The sequence below is a fragment of the Lysinibacillus sp. FSL K6-0075 genome (assembly GCF_038592945.1).
Classification (GTDB): Bacteria; Bacillota; Bacilli; order Bacillales_A; family Planococcaceae; genus Lysinibacillus; species Lysinibacillus fusiformis_F.
This window is the reverse complement of record NZ_CP151947.1, coordinates 2793156-2811757: the sequence shown is the minus strand read 5'-3', so window position 1 is coordinate 2811757 and position 18602 is coordinate 2793156. Positions and strand designations below refer to the sequence as shown.

General features: G+C 38.7%; 19 protein-coding genes. 16 read left to right on the top strand and 3 right to left on the bottom strand.

The window, feature by feature from the left end:
* The first annotated feature begins 106 nt into the window (after positions 1-106).
* The 11 genes from MHB65_RS13840 (at position 107) to MHB65_RS13790 (ending at position 10116) form a co-directional block, all read left to right on the top strand.
* Positions 107-1087 carry a DUF2268 domain-containing putative Zn-dependent protease gene (locus tag MHB65_RS13840; RefSeq protein WP_342443742.1) on the top strand — a complete coding sequence of 327 codons (981 nt, stop codon included), beginning with the start codon at positions 107-109 and terminating at the stop codon, positions 1085-1087.
* 242 nt (positions 1088-1329) lie between these two features.
* Complete coding sequence (locus MHB65_RS13835; protein WP_342440737.1) at positions 1330-1788, top strand: GNAT family N-acetyltransferase; 459 nt, start codon at positions 1330-1332, stop codon at positions 1786-1788.
* Between the two features lie 369 nt (positions 1789-2157).
* On the top strand, positions 2158-2502 hold the full coding sequence (locus tag MHB65_RS13830) for an isochorismatase family protein (protein WP_342440736.1): 345 nt from the start codon (positions 2158-2160) through the stop codon (positions 2500-2502).
* Between the two features lie 70 nt (positions 2503-2572).
* Complete coding sequence (locus tag MHB65_RS13825; protein WP_342440735.1) at positions 2573-3295, top strand: SDR family NAD(P)-dependent oxidoreductase; 723 nt, start codon at positions 2573-2575, stop codon at positions 3293-3295.
* Between the two features lie 337 nt (positions 3296-3632).
* Positions 3633-4181 carry a hypothetical protein gene (locus MHB65_RS13820; RefSeq protein ID WP_342440734.1) on the top strand — a complete coding sequence of 183 codons (549 nt, stop codon included), beginning with the start codon at positions 3633-3635 and terminating at the stop codon, positions 4179-4181.
* A gap of 403 nt (positions 4182-4584) precedes the next feature.
* Positions 4585-5646 carry a suppressor of fused domain protein gene (locus MHB65_RS13815; protein WP_342440733.1) on the top strand — a complete coding sequence of 354 codons (1062 nt, stop codon included), beginning with the start codon at positions 4585-4587 and terminating at the stop codon, positions 5644-5646.
* A gap of 64 nt (positions 5647-5710) precedes the next feature.
* Entirely contained in the window at positions 5711-7372 is a 1662-nt protein-coding gene (locus MHB65_RS13810) for a DUF6138 family protein (protein WP_342440732.1), read from the top strand.
* A gap of 15 nt (positions 7373-7387) precedes the next feature.
* Positions 7388-8083 carry a DUF4274 domain-containing protein gene (locus MHB65_RS13805; RefSeq protein WP_342440731.1) on the top strand — a complete coding sequence of 232 codons (696 nt, stop codon included), beginning with the start codon at positions 7388-7390 and terminating at the stop codon, positions 8081-8083.
* 17 nt (positions 8084-8100) lie between these two features.
* Positions 8101-8901: a hypothetical protein gene (locus MHB65_RS13800; protein ID WP_342440730.1), complete on the top strand. Its 801-nt coding sequence runs from the start codon at positions 8101-8103 to the stop codon at positions 8899-8901.
* A 258-nt stretch (positions 8902-9159) separates the two neighbouring features.
* A complete protein-coding gene (locus tag MHB65_RS13795) occupies positions 9160-9627 on the top strand; it encodes a DUF4259 domain-containing protein (protein ID WP_342440729.1) in 468 nt (155 codons plus the stop codon).
* A gap of 21 nt (positions 9628-9648) precedes the next feature.
* On the top strand, positions 9649-10116 hold the full coding sequence (locus MHB65_RS13790; RefSeq protein WP_342440728.1) for a hypothetical protein: 468 nt from the start codon (positions 9649-9651) through the stop codon (positions 10114-10116).
* A gap of 61 nt (positions 10117-10177) precedes the next feature.
* Here MHB65_RS13790 and MHB65_RS13785 read toward each other — a convergent pair whose 3' ends face one another.
* Together MHB65_RS13785 and MHB65_RS13780 are read right to left on the bottom strand one after the other, a co-directional pair.
* Positions 10178-11212 carry a YdcF family protein gene (locus MHB65_RS13785; RefSeq protein WP_342440727.1) on the bottom strand — a complete coding sequence of 345 codons (1035 nt, stop codon included), beginning with the start codon at positions 11210-11212 and terminating at the stop codon, positions 10178-10180.
* Between the two features lie 111 nt (positions 11213-11323).
* Positions 11324-12490, bottom strand: a complete 1167-nt coding sequence (locus MHB65_RS13780; protein ID WP_342440726.1) for an immunity 26/phosphotriesterase HocA family protein — start codon at positions 12488-12490, stop codon at positions 11324-11326.
* 183 nt (positions 12491-12673) lie between these two features.
* Between MHB65_RS13780 and MHB65_RS13775 the strand changes: the two genes are divergently transcribed.
* From MHB65_RS13775 to MHB65_RS13760, 4 genes are all read left to right on the top strand, one after another.
* Positions 12674-13108 carry a GNAT family N-acetyltransferase gene (locus MHB65_RS13775; protein WP_342440725.1) on the top strand — a complete coding sequence of 145 codons (435 nt, stop codon included), beginning with the start codon at positions 12674-12676 and terminating at the stop codon, positions 13106-13108.
* A 12-nt stretch (positions 13109-13120) separates the two neighbouring features.
* Entirely contained in the window at positions 13121-13612 is a 492-nt protein-coding gene (locus tag MHB65_RS13770) for a nucleoside 2-deoxyribosyltransferase (protein ID WP_342440724.1), read from the top strand.
* Positions 13612-13926 (top strand): YbjQ family protein, encoded by a 315-nt coding sequence (locus MHB65_RS13765; protein WP_205443961.1) that lies wholly within the window; start codon positions 13612-13614, stop codon positions 13924-13926. The genes MHB65_RS13770 and MHB65_RS13765 overlap by 1 nt, the downstream gene beginning before the upstream one ends.
* 399 nt (positions 13927-14325) lie before the next feature.
* Positions 14326-15255: a WYL domain-containing protein gene (locus MHB65_RS13760; RefSeq protein WP_342440723.1), complete on the top strand. Its 930-nt coding sequence runs from the start codon at positions 14326-14328 to the stop codon at positions 15253-15255.
* 1077 nt (positions 15256-16332) lie between these two features.
* On the opposite strand, the gene MHB65_RS13755 is transcribed toward MHB65_RS13760, so the two are convergent.
* Positions 16333-16764 carry a hypothetical protein gene (locus MHB65_RS13755; RefSeq protein WP_205443959.1) on the bottom strand — a complete coding sequence of 144 codons (432 nt, stop codon included), beginning with the start codon at positions 16762-16764 and terminating at the stop codon, positions 16333-16335.
* A gap of 93 nt (positions 16765-16857) precedes the next feature.
* Here MHB65_RS13755 and MHB65_RS13750 point away from each other — a divergent pair, with 93 nt between their 5' ends.
* Positions 16858-18546, top strand: a complete 1689-nt coding sequence (locus MHB65_RS13750; protein WP_342440722.1) for an AAA family ATPase — start codon at positions 16858-16860, stop codon at positions 18544-18546.
* The last annotated feature ends 56 nt before the right edge of the window (positions 18547-18602 follow it).

Genomic DNA, 18602 nt, shown 5'->3' with positions numbered 1-18602 from the left:
CAAATATTAGTGAATGTATTTTCTTTCATCATCATTTATATGGTAATATAAGTTATAATTGGGGTTATAAAGAATTGTGAGTTATTAACGATCGGGAGGAGAAATGATGAAATTTAAAATAGGGGTCACATTTATTCTAGGCTTCTTACTACTCATGCTTGCTGCATGCACACCAACTGAAAAAAAGGAGAGCCAACTTCACGAGAAAGAGCAAATAACAGATGACGAAGAGATGATGTTCTCATTTGAGCACCCTCAAACCAAACAAAAATACAAAATCATTCATGCCAATCAACTGTTTTATCCCTATATTGAAAAGGTCAAAGAGAACCCGAATCTTTCAACCTCGGAAACCTTGGAACTGTATAATAAGGAAATCATTCAACCAATCTACCAGGATTGTTTTGAAAATGGGGAGTATTATCATATGGCAGAAACCCTGCTTAATACGGTTCCTAACAGGCTAACAGAAATACAAGTGGTAAGTGAAAAAATGGAGACGCATAAAGCAGAAATCAATCAACTCATTCAAGAATCGCTATTGAAATCCGCAGACCTCTTACCCTCTCAAAGTGATGTAGCGGTTTGCGTATTCCCTTCCGCAACCAATAATAGGATACCCTTCGCAGTTGGGGCGGGAAAAATAATTATCCCGCTTAATCTAAATGTTTTGGATGATGGTATAAAGTCAACTGTTGCCCACGAATACCATCACAGCGTTTGGGCGGAAAAATATTTCAATAAAGATGTCGAGGTTTCGGTTTTGGATAATATCGTCTTTGAAGGAAAAGCAGTTATGTTTGAAAAATCTGTTTATCCCAACATCGGCTATACACCAAAGAATGTAACTTACAACAAGGAATTATGGTCTAAAGTAGAACCTGATTTAACTAAGTATGACAGTAATCGTACCTCAGAAGTTTTATATGGTGGAAAAGGATTACCGGAAAATTACGGTTACAGTGAAGGCTACAAGATGGTTAAATCCTATCTAGACTTGCATCCTAATCAAACACCAGAGGATTGGACAGCCTTAAGTGCACAAGAAATTTTTGAAGAAGGAAAATACTTGGAACACTATCAATAACTATTTTAGGATGACACTTATTTGTGAGGGGCCAAAATTAAAGACAGAGCACTTTTGCTTACGGATTACCTTGTGAACTAGTAAAACATGCAGCGTAATGATAGGTCCTTCTCAATTAAAAAGCAACAAACAATGAGTCACTACGGTTTTGAATCGCAGTGGCTTATTCTCTTTAATGAGCACTAACTGTCAAATATTCTTTTATGTAAGGTTCACAATTATTTGAAAAAAAGAAGAGAAATATGAGTTTTACAAAAATATTAGGAACACCTTTTCCGACAATACAAACGAAGCAAATTCAATTAAGAAAGTTAAAGCCAGAGGATGCTATAAACTTATACAACTATTATTCAAATGAAAAGGTCTATCGTTATCTGGATTGGAACGGACCAGAGTCACTCGAAAAAAATTATGAAGTCATTAATAGTTGGAACGAAGGCTATGAAAAGGGTTGGCTTATTCGTTTTGCCATTGCTGACAAGTCGACAGATGAAGTAATTGGAACGATTTTTTTAAGTGAATTTGTAGGAAAACGAGCTGAAATAGGCTACGAATTATCGGAAAGATACTGGCATCGAGGCATTATGACAGAAGCGGTGAATGAAGTATTATCTTTTGGCTTTAATCAATTAGGTCTGGTCAGGATACAGGCAACTGTTGCTACAGAAAACATTGCGTCCAAGAAGTTACTAAAAAAGTAGCGATATGTTGATCTACTCATTATTACAGACAGAGTTTGCAAAAAAAGGTAGGAAAATTAGTGTGTTATCAAAGCAACCTTAGCTGTTCAAAGGCCAAAATATAAATGCCGCAAAGTCATAGTATGCTGATGGAATGAGGAGAACCTTCCCAAAAACGATGCAACGAGTTGTTAATGAATAGTTTGCTCTAAATCATGAAAAAATCTGTGGCTAAACAAAGTATGTAAAAAGGGATAGCATTGTACAAAAACATCTTGGGGGCGATGTTAAAGGTGCTATCCCGACATTAATGTATGTGAAAGGACTTAAGAACATTACCACTGTAAGTAAATTGAAAAGTGATTGAAATAAGCATGAAAAGTTTTTTACATGGATTTCATGGCGCATCCAACACATTCAGCGTTAAAAGGGAGTACTGGAGTTGAGCTAGATGAAAGATTGCTGAAAGTAAACAATGTTTATTTTTCAAAAAATAAAGCTAATGCATTTAGTAACCCAGAACTGACTAGATTTTTAAATGGTAATGGAATCAAAGAAATACATATTGTCGGTTTGTTTACAGAAGGCTGTTCTCTTCACAATAATTTTCATACGACCGTCGTGAAAGATGCAGTGGCAAGTTCAAGTGATAAAAAGAGATTAATAGCATTAAATAAGTTAAGATCAAATAAGGTGAAAGTTATTGATTCTTTTCAGTTATTAGAGATGCTTTGAATGGCAGAAATTCCTTTCACACAAGGATACAGGTTTCAATTACATTTTTGTAACGAGAAAGGGTGGCAATATGAGTAGGAATTTCATTATATTTGGGGCTAGCCAAGGATTGGGTGATGCGTTTGTCAAAGGTTTACCTGTCAAAGGAGATACAGTATGGATGGTATCACGAACGAGACCTAAAAGTTTAGATATAATTGACGGAGTAAATCGTCAATGGCTATCAATCGATTTGTCTAATCAACAACAAATAGCAACTTTAAAAGAAGCGTTAAAAGACATTCCTCTCGATGTATTAATTTATAATGTTGGGGTATGGGAAAAGCATGGATTTGAAGATAATTATACATTTGATAAGGATGAAGTAGAGGATATTTCTAAATTAATCAATATCAATCTAACTTCTACTATTACATATATTCAGGCACTTTTACCAAATTTAAGACAAGCGGAGCATGGGAAAGTTATTTTAATTGGGTCAACAGCAGGCTTAGATCACACAAAAAATGCACAAGTTTCATTTGTCACGTCTAAATTCGGCTTAAGGGGCATTACAAATGCGCTACGCGAACATTTAAGAGAAGATAAAATTTCAGTCACTTGTATTAATCCAGGTGAACTGGCAGCGGAAGTACCGTATGAAGAAGGAGCCGAAAAGGCCATTCATTTATATGAAGGTACAAGAATTCCCGTACAAGATATTGTAGCTATTGTACAATGTGTAATTAATTTATCAGCGGTCTCCTGTGTAAAAGAAATTAATGTGCCAGCCATAACGGATTTAAATGCTTGATTACTCGGTAGACGCTACTCATGTTGAGTAGCGTATTTTAATAAAATAATAAGCGATTATTCTTTACCCCAGAAAAAATTTTCGAGATCACCTCACACATATGCATACAAGTAAGCTCATATAAATAAAGGTAGTACAAAAATCAACATCATTTCATCGTCATCATTAAATTCTAAAAACACTTCCACCCTATCAAATCTTAAGAAAATCTTCAGGTTCTACTAGGAAATATTTAAGATTCGCTGTGTATAATTATAAAAAAAGGAAATTTACGAAACCATTTGAAGATTTAAAACGTATTGGTAGTAGGAGAGAGAATATTGAAGTAGGTGAAGATATGGCACATACGATTTACATAGTATTAACCAAAACAGGGACGTTATTATCAAAAGCGATTGGTATGTATACGGGCAAGGAGATGAATCATGCATCCATAGCCTTTGACGAGGGGCTATTGGAGATGTATAGCTTTGGTCGAAGGCAATTGAACAATCCATTAAGTGGGGGTTTTTTACGAGAGGATGCAGAAAGAGGGCTATTTGAATGTGCGGATTGCGTTATTTATCGCTGTCGTATATCCCATTATCAATATTTAGACATGATGAAAATTGTCCGTTATATGTATTGGAATCGAGATCGCTATAAATATAATTTTATCGGACTTTTTGGTGTGATGATGCAAAAGGAAGTGAGACGTGAGCGTGCTTATTTTTGTTCCCAGTTTGTAGCGACGCTATTAAAAGTGGGAGGTCTAAGAATAGTTCAAAATCCAGCATTAATGACGCCTCATTGCCTAGCACAATTACCGTATTTAGAGAAAGTATTTGCAGGGAAAATGGCCGATTATTTACAAAATGTACGTGAACCAGCTATGCTTTACGGTTAACGAATGTATGCACTACCTTATGTTTAAATATTAAAATAGACACGCACGCGGGCAATCTTCTATTTTGTAAAATAGAGGATTGCCTTTTTATCTTAATTCAATAGAAAACTCGCTTCTCTATCGGTAGTGAGATGAAAGTACAAATTGTTCTTTTGATGCAGTGGGTATCCAAATACCGAAGCGGAGGAACTTTTCGAGCAAACTCAAAAAAATATGGATGCAATTACGCTAAGGCGCAGTCGATTATTAGTAATATTTACCTCATATGGAATGTCAATAAACCTAGTTGTTGGAAAGTGGAAAATGAGTCCTATTCCTGTTAAAAGAGTCACCATAAAATTGCTATCATAATTAGTAGCGTATGTACGTTCAATGATTGAATAGTAGCAAGGAGGATATGTAAATGAGTGAAGAAGTAACAGCAGTTGGTTGGGATGCGATTGATCAGGCATTATCCCAGGTGTATGGTGAGCAGGAGCCAATGCATTATGGGACATTGATTCCCTATTCACTAGGAGGACAAGATCCTTTAGATGGACTAAGTGTTTATAAAAGCGAAACATCGATTCCACATTGGCACTTTGTTACATATGGCTTCTCGGAATTATATGAAAAGGAATTTGAAAATAAGGACTATAGTGGCTATGGATTTGAATTAACATTTCGACTAGTACGTCAAATAGATGAGGAAGAGCCACCTGCTTGGGCATTGAATTTACTCCAAAATATGGGCAGATATGTGTTTAATAGTGGCAATGTTTTTAGAGCGGGAGATTATTTAGATGCAAATGGTCCTATTTGTCTTGATGCCGATACACAATTAACCGCACTGGCCTTCACACATGATCCAGAGCTTGCTGAAATCGATACACCAAATGGCAAGATGGCGTTTATCCAAATGGTAGGTATTTCAGAGGATGAGTTAGAAGCGATGCAGACGTGGAATACACTTGGTGTGCTAGAGGCAGGCATCAAGGAAATCCCAAGCTATATTACTGATTTAACAAGAACTTCTCTACTCCAAAATCCTGAAGTTGCCGAGGCAGTTGCGCGAGGAATGGAGGAGGATGGTTCTAATACGGGGTTTCTTTTCGTAGATCAACTCGCTTGGGAAGTAGAAAAAAAGGGCTGGTTTAACAAACAGTCTACTATCGTTCAACTTGGGGCAAAGCAAGCTGATGTCATTAGTAAATTATTACGTGGACGAATTTTGAAAGATAAAGATCTTAGCTTAGTCGGTCAACAAATAACGATAATCTTTAAAGCAGGCCATCAAGTAGGTTTTTCTGAAAATGGTCAAGAGATTACGATCACATTGAACAAGGCAGCAGTAGAAGAATTAAGTCAGAAGCTGATACCGCAAGAAAGTCAATTCACCATTTCTTCTTTAGCTGGTGTAAGCTTTCAAATTTTGAAGACATATATTAAAAATCAAGAAGGAGCGGTTGTGAAAACAATCGGATAAGATGAATCTCTCGCTAGGCTTTAGCGAGAGATTTTTCTCTAACAATAGAAAGCGAGGATGTACAGTGAAGCAGTGTGTAGAGCATTTTCTAGCGGCTGTATGGGAGCAACTCACAGCTGTTTATCAACAAGAGAGTAAACGAATATCAGACTTGAAAGAGCAAAGTAGGTTACAAGCAGGCATCTTTCAATATTTAAAAGTCGCCTGGAAAAAGGGAAAAAGCCCTAATGGCATGATCTTGATAGATGTTTATGAGCCATTTAGCTGGAGTGACAGTTCCTATAAGGTGGAAGCGGGTCCATATATACAAGAGTTTACAAACGTACACCATATTGAGGAGCTTTTTTCGGCTTTATGTACAAAAACAGAGGCTATGTTTCAATCTGAGCAATATGGTCCTCGATTTTTTGATTACCGCTTTCAGGTGGTACTTGAATTTGAAGATGATAAAACGGTATTCCAATATCAAAAGGAGCTGTTGAATAATCGTAAACTGGAGTCAACGAAACAAGTGCTGGCAACATTTATAGAAACAAAGGTGAAGGCAGAGCTACCAGTCAGACCAAGTGATAACGATGAATTTTTCTTTGCGCAGTATTTGGTCAATCCACATTTTTTCCATCAAACAGCTGAGGAAGTCGAACCACTTATTCATCGACTTCAAGAAAAGCATCGTGCCAATAAAGAACGTTTAGACCAATGGATTTATTATTATACAATGGCGTTTAAGCACTGGGCAGAGGAGCATTTTTTAACGCACTATTTTGAACAAACAGGCGATTACATGAAAGAGTGGGTATTGATAACGGAGGACCCAGTACAACAACTAGAGCAGGAAAAACTAGATTTCTTTCTTTATGTTGCGTTGAAAATTGGTCAAAAAGAGCCAGCCACACGATTAGAATATTTGGAACTTGCTAAGCAGCTTGGCTCGCAGCAGGCAGCTGATTATTTGGAAAAAGGCAGCGGTCGTTTTGAAAGCATAAGAAAGCGAGATGTATTCCAAGGACAAGCAAATGATATTTTACAAACGATTGATATACGAGTGATGGTAGAAGAGGAAGCGGCTTATCGTGAAGCGCTTTGCTATATCAATCAACTGTTAGAGGAAGGTTTTCCAAAGGGCTATAAGCTGACTTTAAAGAGTAAAGCGAAAAATTACCTTCCTATCAAAAAGTTAGCTAAATCAAAGCTTCATCAGTTTTTCGCCAATTGTCTAGAATTTCCGAACCTTTTTCCATTATTGGCGGATTATGCACAGCTCGCGATGGAGGAATTTACTTGGTATCAGGATGTCGAGCCAAGCGAAAAATCAGCTATGCCTGGTACCTATGCAGTTTTAGGATTAGGGCTTTCTAGCAGGGATTATTTTACGCTTGTTCAACGTTATATGTTACTCGTTGATACAGAGCATCAGTCTGTGCAAGATCCTTATGCGGAGACTTTTCTCGAAGCTCATGGCCTATCGATGGAGATAATGCCTGTGTTTGTAGCTATTTTACTTGGTGCAAGTGAATCGGCGAAGCCATTAAAGGGCATTGACATCAGGGAACTGGATTTACTCGTGGCGCTTCGACAAGAGCTGGAGAAGAAAGAAGATTATCAGCGTGCATTTGCATTATACCGAATATTCGGTAGTTCCAAGAAGCTTGCTCAGCGACTAAAGCAAGAATCAGCACCCATAAAGGATGAACTAGAGAAATTACTGCAATGGATGGATTCCTGAAAGGAGGGAAGACGAATGGCATGGGCGGAAGTGAGTAAATCCAAGGATCTAGAGGTCGTCCGAAAGGCCATAAGTAAACTAGATGTAAATGAGCGAGATGCACGAGGGAGAACACCGCTGATGCTTTTTATAACAAATCGAATGCCCCTAGAAGGAATCCAGCTTCTTATGGCACAACATATTGACTTGGAGGCACGAGACAAGCTAGGTGATACAGCGCTTAAAAAGGCTGTAAAGTTTAAGCAAGAAAAAGTGATTTCATTACTACTTGCAGAGGGTGTAAATTTACATATGCCAGAGGGGATTACAGCTACAGCTTGGTTTGCAGCCAGGGAGCATGCTAGAATAGCAGATTTATTGTTAGAAACACCAGGTGCAATCCGTCTAACCTTGAATGCCGTAGAACAACAGCAAGTCGATACCATTTTATACGAGGATTCTCTCGATACAATGTGCCAGCACATTAGCAAAATATCATCAGCTGTCATTTTGCATGCCATTGTCAATAACTATAACTGGGATGATGGGCCAGGGCCAATGCGCACAGCATTAGCTAATCCAGTTTGTGCCCCTATTACCATGATGGACATGTTTGAGCTAATGGAAGGTGCGTATTGGCTAACACTAACAGAGGAAGAAATAGCGAGTTCCGATTGGAAGCGACCATGGAAAGAGATGGCGGAAATGTTACGGGAAAAATTAGAACGATAGATAGTGAGGAAAGAGCAATGGATCAGAAAGCAAGGAAAATATTAATGCAAACCTATTGGCAAGCTGGTAGATGGCGATCTGGTGGATATACCTATACAGAAGAAGATTTTCAATATGCTAAAAGTAAGGGTTTGATGTTTGATCGATTAACGATTTCCCACGATGAATGTGTACAAAGGTTGCAACAGCTTCACGAGAAAGCCTTAACAAAGGAGCTTGTGGTGAAGGCATTTTTGCATAGTTTATCGACGCGCAAGGTACATTTACGCAGTGCCTTATCGAGCTGGGCTCTTACTCATAATTTACCAATGCATACGTATCATGAACGACCTGTGGCATTGGCCTCCTATAGTGGTTGTGGCTACTGTAATGAGCAGAAAATCATGTCAAATGAAGCGTATGAAAATGAAGATTTAAATGTGCTTAATTTTGAACGAATCAAGTGGGGAGGGGTTCGCCTCAATTGGCTCGTCTATTGTTTACTAGACTTAGAATGCTTAGTGAAAGAACAACAGACATTGAATGTAAGTGAGGAAGACGTAGCCCTGCTAAAACAGATGGTAGCGGCAGTAGAATCCTGTAACGACACAGATGCAGCTAGACAGCTTGAGAAGCGCTGGAAAGAAGTTTTCAAGTCCAATCAATATGAACGAGATGTGGTAATGGAAATCTGGGGTTATGCGGGTTTACTCGTATCGAAGGATGATTATCGCAAGGAGCGCGGACGGGGAACTGATTTTATGTCAATGGCTACTTGGAGAGGACAGGATGGCTATTCACAAGAAAAGATGGAGTTCTACTTCGGTTCCTACTTATAAAAAAAGGAGCGATATTCGATGAAGAAACCGACCAAAAGACCGTTGAAGCTTGTAGCGAGGGAACCTTTAAAGCAAATAGCGTATTTGACAACAGCTCCTAAGTGGCTCCCTATTTATTTGATAGTTTCTGTGGACATGTTCAATGGAATACAGCCATGCTGGAATACACAGACGATAGGCAGATTTTAATTACAGAGGTCTGAGCATTTATTTTTACGAAAGCTTTAATAGATTAAGTAAAAAGGAGAGGACAATGAAATGGGTGCATGGGGATACAAAGCATTAGAAAGTGATGAAGGTTTAGATGTAGTGGCGTTTTTACAGGAGTTTATGGAACAGCAAAAGGAATCCAATGAGATAACATTATCGGGTATTATACAGGCTATGAAACAGCAAGGCTTTTTTGGTAAAACCTTTGAGGAAATTGACTTTTTCTACGATATCAGTGCCATGGCTTTGGCAGAGCTTTATAGTCAATATCTGAATACGGGTACCATTTATGGTCAAGAAAGGAAGGATGGAGAAATACAATGGGTAGCGGATGAAGGCTCATTGACATTTCTATTACGGTATTTACAGGACATTAGAGACGAAATACCTGATCAGCATGGTAGTAGAGAGATTGTAGAATTATGGCAAGAGTCCAAGAGCTGGCCCGACTGGCAGTCCAACTTAGCCTACCTTATTCAGACAATGGAACAAGAGATTAGTCGTTTGCCACAATAAAAACACATGGAGTGAGTGTAAGTGACCTATGATTTTTGGATAATAGTTTCAATCATGGAATTGATTGAATATCCAGATGAGGCAAGTGATGACTATCAAGCACATCCAACTTTACAGACCATTATGGATGTGCTTGATATCCAAGTGCCGATAGCAGAGATTTACGAATGTTATTTGAATCAATCCATCCATACAGGGCATGTTTTGGTATTTGCGAATAAGCAGCTGCCACATGTCTGTGTGGTACTTGATACTTATCGTGATCCACTTGATCAACATGATTTGATTCAATTTGGCTGGAGAGTGAATACAAAAGATGTTCGCCTAGTAAGACAGCTGACACGAGAACTATTTGATCATTGTGATGAGGGGATTCGCTATGAGGAAGGTCAATCCATTCTCTATCAGGTATTACAAGAACAACGCTATCCTCGCCAATTTTACTATGAGACATTATATGAGCAACAGATGAAGAAATTTTGGGTATGACAGCATCAAAAAGGATTCGTGACACTTTCTATAAAAAGTGCACGAATCCAAATGATAGAACTTATATAAAGACAAAGCTGAATAGAGATAACGCTATGGAAATGATTACAATAGGTCCAATCATTTTCATATGGCGTTTTCGTGCCATCACAACAATCGCTACATATTCACGAATCATCGCATTGGGCCAATAGTAAAAGGCTGTCTTAGAGCCAATGCCCTGACTATCTAATCCCGCGAGCCTTGCATAAATACCCGCACGAAATAGATGGAAATTATTTGTGGTAAAAATACTGTTGTAGGTTTCACCTTGTTTTCGATCATCCATGAGCTGCTTAGAAAATAACATATTTTGATAGGTATTCACAGAGCGGTTCTCCTGAAGTGTATGCTCAATAGGAATGCCTTTTTCAATTGCATATCGTTGCATCGCTTCAGCTTCTGGTAGATTCTCATCAGGACCTTGTCCACCAGAGAAAATAATGGTAGGTGGTGTAGTCACTGCTGCTTGCCTATGATAGAAATCCATTGCCTTTTGAATTCTACTAGCTAAAAGTGGAGGGACCTTATCATTAATTAATCCACTGCCTAGCACAATAATAAAGTCTTGGTTCAATCGAGGTCGATTGAATTGGTAAAGAAAATAAGCGGATAAAAAATTGGATAAATGGATAAAAAAATAAAACGTAATGAGTGAAATTCCACCAAAAATGGGCTGGAGATGGATTGAAAACAAACTTGCTGGATTGATAATCGGTAATAGGATAAATAATAAGATGCCAATTGCCACGAGTAGTGTTAAGGAATTGGCTAAACGTCTACCTTCTCGCTTCATTAATACTCTCGCATTTAAAAATAAACCAAACATTAAAGCAACAATGCCAAAAGGAATTAGGATGAATAGAGCAATGAGTGGAATAATGACAATAAGCCTTAAAAAGTAATGGTCAGATGCTAAAGATAGGATGACGCAGAATAGCAGAAATGAACAGACAAATAGATTAAATAATAGCCCGTTGATCATTTTTCTTGGGTCTTTGAAGTAAGAAATGAGAAAAACGACGAAAAGAATCAGTGGAATAATGCCAAAATACATACAAAATGCACCTCAAGTGATGGAGTTGGTTAATATCTCTTTATTATAAGTAATTATTGGATGAAATCAACCATCGATGAAAAGTGAAGGGGGAGCATTTAGAAGCTCCCTCTATTTTTTGTGTGTACGAGGATAGGTTTTATTGAGGTAATCAATATATTGGGTGCGCGTCAATCCACCAGTTTGGCGATTAAAATCATCATAGGAGATATCTTCTGGTAAACTAAATTCAGCTAGTGCCCGCTGACGTTCTTCACGGAAGTGCGGATGATCTAGCGACGCTGTTACAATTCCTTCTTCTGGTTTCAACCAATCACTGGCAACGCCTGCAAAGACACCATGATTGGTAAAACGGCTAGCTGTTTGAAATGAGGTTGAAGGTGCAGGTTTACTAATGTTTCCTGTTCCCCAGGATAGACGATATCGAGGCTCTTTCCCATAGTTTAGTGTCACGCCATAGCCCATTGGGAATACAATATCGGATGCTGTTAACATTTTGTGACCTATCTTTTCATAGCACCCTCGCATAAAATGGTCGTCCATCACAATATGGGTTTGAGCGGCCAATGGAGCGGATATGATTTCTTCAAGAGAAGGCACGCGCTCTGTCGTTGTCAACAAATAGGGCCGGACGAACAATGGCATTGTCATTACATTATGCCAAATACTATCTTCTGCAAAGAGATGATCCTTTTGCATTTGACGTAAATCGCCAATGACAAGCACATAGCCGTCCACAAATAAATCGATTTCTACACGAAAAATATCGCCTGGCACAGTCTTATAGCGTAGACTTTTCATCTTTGTTAGCTTTTCAAGCTTGGCTGAATAATCTGCAGGAAGCTGGGATGGAAATTGCTGTAACCAATTCAAGAGAGCCGATTTAGTCGTTAAATGCTCAAAGCCTGTTAGTGGTAGCTGGTAATATGTTTTGGTATTACGAGCCGTAATAGAGCTAGATGGGTGATTTTGGTTACCTAGACTAGCAGAAAAAACAACGCCTGCAGCTTTCACAGCGGATATATTGGTGTAATTCAATTTCTTTTCTTTTCCACGCGCGGTTTGAGGGACGATGACTTCTCGATTACGTGTTAAAATGTCCACATCTGCTTCTTGGTAGCTATGCTCATTAACGAAAATTCTTTTTTTAATGAGATCCCCTTCAAGGCAAATAAAATAATCCTCTCGAATCTGAATCGTTTCCCAATGTGTTTCTAGGGTATGTAGGCCGAAATAAGGGCGCAATGAATTGGTTAACCAACTAGTAAATGGTGTCAACTGGACTTCCTCCTAACTATCGTTTCTTATTTTCGTTCAGTATACTGAAATTGATGGAGGACGAAAATAGCTAAGGTGGAAAATAGTTACTTTTATGCATTGGTAATAATTGCTTTTGGAGCAGATGTCTATCTTTTTCTTCAGGCTATAGAACTGCTATAATGACAGACAGAGGTGATGAATATGCATATTGTGACGATAGAAGGCATACCCTATGCTTGGCTTGAACAATTACAGAAAATCCACGCACACGTTTTTGATGGTGCTAATTTGCCACTCGAAAAGCTAGATAAGAAAGAAGGCCTTCTTTGCATATTGGCAGTGGAAGGTGACACATTAATCGGCTTTAAACTAGGCTATCCACATCCAGATGGTGTTTTTTATAGTTGGTTGGGTGGCGTTCATGTGACGAAACGAGGTCAAGGGATTGCAAGCCAATTAATGAAACAACAGCATGAACATATCAAGACTTTAGGCTTTCACAAAGTTCGTACATATGGTAGAAATACACGTAAAGCCATGCTCATTACCAACCTCAAACATGGTTTTGATATACTATCAACATTTAGTGATGAAAAAGGAAGACATAAAATTATATTTGAAAAAACAATCGATTAAGGAGTTCTAAACATGAAAGCATATTTAGCAAATGGATTATTTTCGTTAGGGGATCGTTTCGTGAATGAACAATTGGCAGCAGCTATTCGCGAGGCAGTGCCAGGCATCGCATTGTACGTACCCCAGGAGAATGAAGCCATCAATGATAAATCTGCCTATGCAGATAGTCTAGCCATTGCTCAAGCCGATTTAGAGATGCTACAAAATAGTGATGTACTAATAGCTGTATTGGATGGTGTGGAAATTGATTCAGGTGTAGCCGCAGAAATTGGTGCGTTTTCTATGCTGAATCGTCCCATTATTGGTGTACTAACAGATGTTCGTCAGCAGGGGCGGGACAACATGCAAAAAATAGAGGCTCTGATCCGAGATGGGCTAGAGAATCAGTTTGTTTATCGTAATTTATTTGTTGTTGGGTTAATTAAACGCAATGGCGTGATAACATCTTCTATTGAAGAGGCTGTGAAAGCAATACAAAAACTAAAGAACGGGGAGGCATCATGATGCTATTAGCTACATCAGACATTGTGGCAGGAAAAGATATTATTGAAACATTAGGACTGGTGAAAGGGAATTCTGTTCAATCCAGAAACATTGGTCGTGACATGATAGCTGGACTTCGCAATATTGTAGGTGGAGAGATGAAAGAGTATGCTGAAATGCTTGTGCGCTCTCGTGAAATTGCCACAGAGGCAATGGTTGAGGAAGCCAAACAATTAGGTGCAGATGCGATTGTAGGCGTTCGTTATGCTACTTCCTCTGTAATGGATGGTACATCAGAAGTATTGGTATATGGAACGGCTGTAAAATTTAAATAAAAGAGTAGAAGGACTTTCATTCAATGGAAGTCCTTTTTCAATGGTTAAAAAGTGACACCTTCATCTAAAATGCTGTAAAATTTTAGTTAATTATGTCAGAAATACAGTCTATTGTGCTGCTTGAATGGTGATTTATTGTAGGATGCGTATAGTACAAATTATACCAATAAAGTAGAAGTTTTATCTTGATTCAGCAGAAAACGCCCATCTTAGTGGGTGTCCAAACACCGACTGAATCAAGATAAAAGCCCTAGCGGATGTCACAGATTTTGAAGAGGAGCTTTTGGAGCAACTCGAAAAAATCCGGACGCAATCACGCTGAGGCGTAATTGATAGTAGGAAGGCTATTTATGTCCAATGTATTGCGAGCTGGGCATGATAGAAGGAAGAGTGGGATATATGGTAGATTCACAACAAGGCAAAGGCTATCGCGTTCTATCGATGTTTGATCGATTGATGAATGGCCAAGGAATCAACAAGAAGCAGGAAGCATTGACACATCAGGTTGGTGAAAAAACCATACAACGGGATATCGATGAGATTCGTACGTATCTGGAAAAGGCTAAGCTTGATTGCCATTTACAATATGTGCGAACAGAAAAAGTGTATAAATTATTGAATCAGGAAAGCAATCGTTTATCTAAAGAACAGGTACTGGTCATCGTTAAAATATTGATTGCATCTAAAGCACTCATAAAGTCTGATATCGGTGAGATCATGGAGCAGCTTCTCTCACAAGTAGCAGTAGATCAACTGGATCAAATATTATTAAATGAAAACGCTGTGTATGAAGATGTCCATCATAATAAGTCATTATTGTCTTTGATATGGGGAATTTCAGCCGCCATTCAAAAGAAAAAGGTCATTACGATTGATTATTTACAGGAGGGTGAAGCTATTCCAACTACTAAGGTTTTAAAGCCGCTCACTATTATCCTTTCAACACATTATTTTTATTTAATGGCAGATAATCATGACACCCCAACTGTTTACAGAATGGATCGTATTCAGCATTTTCGTGAAATGGATATAAAATTTCAATTTCCCGCTGTAAATCAAATACGAGTAGAGGACGCTAATGAGCTTACTCATATACGTATTCTCTATAAAGGCCAATCTCCTCAAATTGTTTACGGTCGTTTCCCAACAGCCAACCTAGTTTCCAAAAACAAGCATGAATATGTTTTTGAGGCAGAAGTGTTAGGACATGGCATGAAAGAATGGTTGTTAAGTCAAGGAGCCGATATAGAGGTATTAGAGCCAATTGAACTGAGAGAAGAGATTATTGAAATCATCGAAGCTATGCAGCAAAATTATCGTTGCATATAAAAAACCCGTGCATTTGCGCACGGGTTTTTCTTAGTGTTGAAAAACAAAACAGTCAATTGAAAGGTAGAAATGGATTTCCGTTGCAGGCTACTTGCTTTCCTGTGGGCGAGCGCCGAGCCGCTTCCTCCGCTACCGCTCCGTGTAGGGGCTCGCCTGTCTCGCTATCCCACGGGAGTCAAGTAGCCTTCCACTCCAACCCACAAAAGTGTTACCTTTTTAGCAAAGGTTTTCAGATAAAGTGAAGGTGTTCACTACTCTTTAGGAAGAGGTGTTGTCACGCATCACTTCTCCACACTGAAAATAAGAGCTTATCCCCTCTAAAAATACAGATAATAGGCGATTTGATTATGAAAAAAAGTAAAGACACTTTGCAGAATGCTTGATTGGAGTGGAGCGAGCGTAAGTGAGTGAAGCGGCTCATCGGACGCCCCCAGGAAAGGACGCTGGCGGAACGGAAATCAACCTCTCACCTTGCAAAGTTGCTTTTTCTGGCGTTGACATCATCTTTTTTCAACAACATGAAAAACCCGTGCATTTGCGCACGGGTTTTTCTTAGTGTTGAAAAACAAAACAGTCAATTGAAAGGTAGAAATGGATTTCCGTTGCAGGCTACTTGCTTTCCTGTGGGCGAGCGCCGAGCCGCTTCCTCCGCTACCGCTCCGTGTAGGGGCTCGCCTGTCTCGCTATCCCACGGGAGTCAAGTAGCCTTCCACTCCAACCCACAAAAGTGTTACCTTTTTAGCAAAGGTTTTCAGATAAAGTGAAGGTGTTCACTACTCTTTAGGAAGAGGTGTTGTCACGCATCACTTCTCCACACTGAAAATAAGAGCTTATCCCCTCTAAAAATACAGATAATAGGCGATTTGATTATGAAAAAAAGTAAAGACACTTTGCAGAATGCTTGATTGGAGTGGAGCGAGCGTAAGTGAGTGAAGCGGCTCATCGGACGCCCCCAGGAAAGGACGCTGGCGGAACGGAAATCAACCTCTCACCTTGCAAAGTTGCTTTTTCTGGCGTTGACATCATCTTTTTTCAACAACATGAAAAACCCGTGCATTTGCGCACGGGTTTTTACGATTACTGAAACAATTGCTTGATGAATGTCATATCGACATCCTTAGCAAGTTTATAATCTTTCATGTAGTTTTCTTCATATAAATATACAAATAAATGCTGATTATCATCTAAACGCAAGCCAATTTCCCTGCCATCATTGATCGATAATGTCAGCCAGTAAGCTTCATTAGAATTGGATTTAGAAAACCACACTTTTTTTAAAGGCAGGTTCTTTAATGGCTGCATCATTTGATTGATTTCTGCTGCATCAGTAATGGTCAATGTTTTCTCATCTGAGGAACGAATGATTTCAATTTCATAAATTTCCTCCATTTCGAGACGTTCTGTTACCTCTGTTGTAAAATCAGTGTCTCGTGTTAACAACATTGTCGAGATATACAGAATAAGTAGTGGTAGTAAAATGCCTAGAAGTAGCTTGTATCTTTTTTTCATGCTCGTCTCCTTAAATTCTAAAAATTCACACATATGTATTCTTTTCCACGCTATAATTGAGCATATACTGAAATGATGAAGGAAGGCAATTAAATGACACATAATCATGAAGAAAAAGAACTATTTTATCCAAATGGAACGATCATGTATCGAGGTGGCGTCAAAAAGAATGATTTTGGCCACGATATCTATGACGGCAAGGGCTCGCTATTTGATCAAGAAGGAGAATTATTATTCGAGGGTGAATTCGTCAATCATATGAAGCAAGGCAATGGCATCATGTATTTAAAAGGACAACTCATTTATCAGGGCGAATTCATTCAAAATAAAAAACAAGGTCATGGCATTTTATACAAGGATGGTCACATTCATTATGAAGGTCATTTTCGCAATGATTTAATGGATGGTTATGGAATTCTATATTATGAAGAGGATGTGACGGCCCCTTATCAAGCACTGCGATCACAGTACCCACATTTAAATCAACCGCAGTATGAGGGTGATTTTGTCCACGGTATGAAAAAAGGAAAAGGTAAGCAATATTATCCAAATGGATTGTTACAATATGAGGGTGATTTTGTTTGGCATCATATGCAAGGGGCTGGGAAGCTGTATTATCCTACAGAATCACCAACAGCTGAGGAGCTTGATCGTGGGGTAACAACACTCCACTATGAAGGTCATTTTTTTGAAGATCTAAAGCATGGTAAAGGCAAAGTATATGCTAGGGATGGGATTCTAGAAGCGGAAGGGCAATTTAAAGAGGATGTGATGACAGGGCAAGGAACGCTATATTATGCCAATGGGCAGGCTTCCTATATTGGTGACCTCGTGCAAGGCAAAAAACATGGACGAGGCGATTATTTTAATGAAGAGGGCAAAATCATCTATAGTGGAGAATTTATCAACGACGAACGATTACGCATTACACCTGAAGTCGAGCAAGAGATTGCCAAGCTACAAAAACAATTAGATAGTCTTGTAGGTCTTCCAAATGCAAAGAAGGAATTACATAATTTAATTAACTTTATTAAAATTCAAAGTCTGCGTGTGGATCATGGTTTAACAAGCTTTCCTATTACGTATCATCTTGTTTTCTCAGGCAATCCAGGCACAGGTAAAACAACGGTGGCACGTATTATTGGCCAAATCTATAAGCATCTTGGTGTCCTTTCAAGTGGGCATTTTGTGGAAACAGATCGTGCGGGGCTAGTCGCTGGCTATGTCGGACAAACAGCGTTAAAGGTTCAGGAAGTCGTCAATAAAGCGAAGGGTGGGGTACTTTTTATTGACGAAGCCTACGCATTAATAAATGATAAACAGGATGCATTTGGGAAGGAAGCAATTGATAGTTTATTAAAGGCAATGGAGGATCTACGTGATGACTTAGTAATTATCGTTGCTGGCTATACAGAGCTGATAGAGGAATTTTTACAATCTAATCCAGGCTTTAAATCTCGCTTTAATCATTTTGTACAATTCGATAATTTTAGCACTGATGAACTCTATGATATCTTTGCGATGCTTTGTCAAACGAACGACTATCAATTTGGCGATGCATTTGCCCAACATATGAAAGCACAGCTACGTCATATGCCAATTGAAACCATCCCTAATTTCTCGAATGGTCGTTATATTCGAAACTTGTTTGAAAAACTAGTGACAATCCAATCAACCCGATTGATTCAGCAGGCAACAATCACGAAAGATGAACTTATGACATTTGAGGAGCAAGATATTTTACAGGGCATTGCAGAAAAGCTATTTGATAATACTTTTTAAGACAAGGAGTAGACGAATGAAAAAGTTGATTGCGCTTATTATAGTGTGTGCATGTA

Coding starts and splice junctions, on each gene's coding strand:
- MHB65_RS13840 (WP_342443742.1), top strand. CDS start 107: ATGAAATTTAAAATAGGGGTCACATTTATTCTAGGCTTCTTACTACTC.
- MHB65_RS13835 (WP_342440737.1), top strand. CDS start 1,330: ATGAGTTTTACAAAAATATTAGGAACACCTTTTCCGACAATACAAACG.
- MHB65_RS13830 (WP_342440736.1), top strand. CDS start 2,158: ATGGATTTCATGGCGCATCCAACACATTCAGCGTTAAAAGGGAGTACT.
- MHB65_RS13825 (WP_342440735.1), top strand. CDS start 2,573: ATGAGTAGGAATTTCATTATATTTGGGGCTAGCCAAGGATTGGGTGAT.
- MHB65_RS13820 (WP_342440734.1), top strand. CDS start 3,633: ATGGCACATACGATTTACATAGTATTAACCAAAACAGGGACGTTATTA.
- MHB65_RS13815 (WP_342440733.1), top strand. CDS start 4,585: ATGAGTGAAGAAGTAACAGCAGTTGGTTGGGATGCGATTGATCAGGCA.
- MHB65_RS13805 (WP_342440731.1), top strand. CDS start 7,388: ATGGCATGGGCGGAAGTGAGTAAATCCAAGGATCTAGAGGTCGTCCGA.
- MHB65_RS13800 (WP_342440730.1), top strand. CDS start 8,101: ATGGATCAGAAAGCAAGGAAAATATTAATGCAAACCTATTGGCAAGCT.
- MHB65_RS13795 (WP_342440729.1), top strand. CDS start 9,160: ATGGGTGCATGGGGATACAAAGCATTAGAAAGTGATGAAGGTTTAGAT.
- MHB65_RS13785 (WP_342440727.1), bottom strand. CDS start 11,212: ATGTATTTTGGCATTATTCCACTGATTCTTTTCGTCGTTTTTCTCATT.
- MHB65_RS13775 (WP_342440725.1), top strand. CDS start 12,674: ATGCATATTGTGACGATAGAAGGCATACCCTATGCTTGGCTTGAACAA.
- MHB65_RS13770 (WP_342440724.1), top strand. CDS start 13,121: ATGAAAGCATATTTAGCAAATGGATTATTTTCGTTAGGGGATCGTTTC.
- MHB65_RS13765 (WP_205443961.1), top strand. CDS start 13,612: ATGCTATTAGCTACATCAGACATTGTGGCAGGAAAAGATATTATTGAA.
- MHB65_RS13760 (WP_342440723.1), top strand. CDS start 14,326: ATGGTAGATTCACAACAAGGCAAAGGCTATCGCGTTCTATCGATGTTT.
- MHB65_RS13755 (WP_205443959.1), bottom strand. CDS start 16,764: ATGAAAAAAAGATACAAGCTACTTCTAGGCATTTTACTACCACTACTT.
- MHB65_RS13750 (WP_342440722.1), top strand. CDS start 16,858: ATGACACATAATCATGAAGAAAAAGAACTATTTTATCCAAATGGAACG.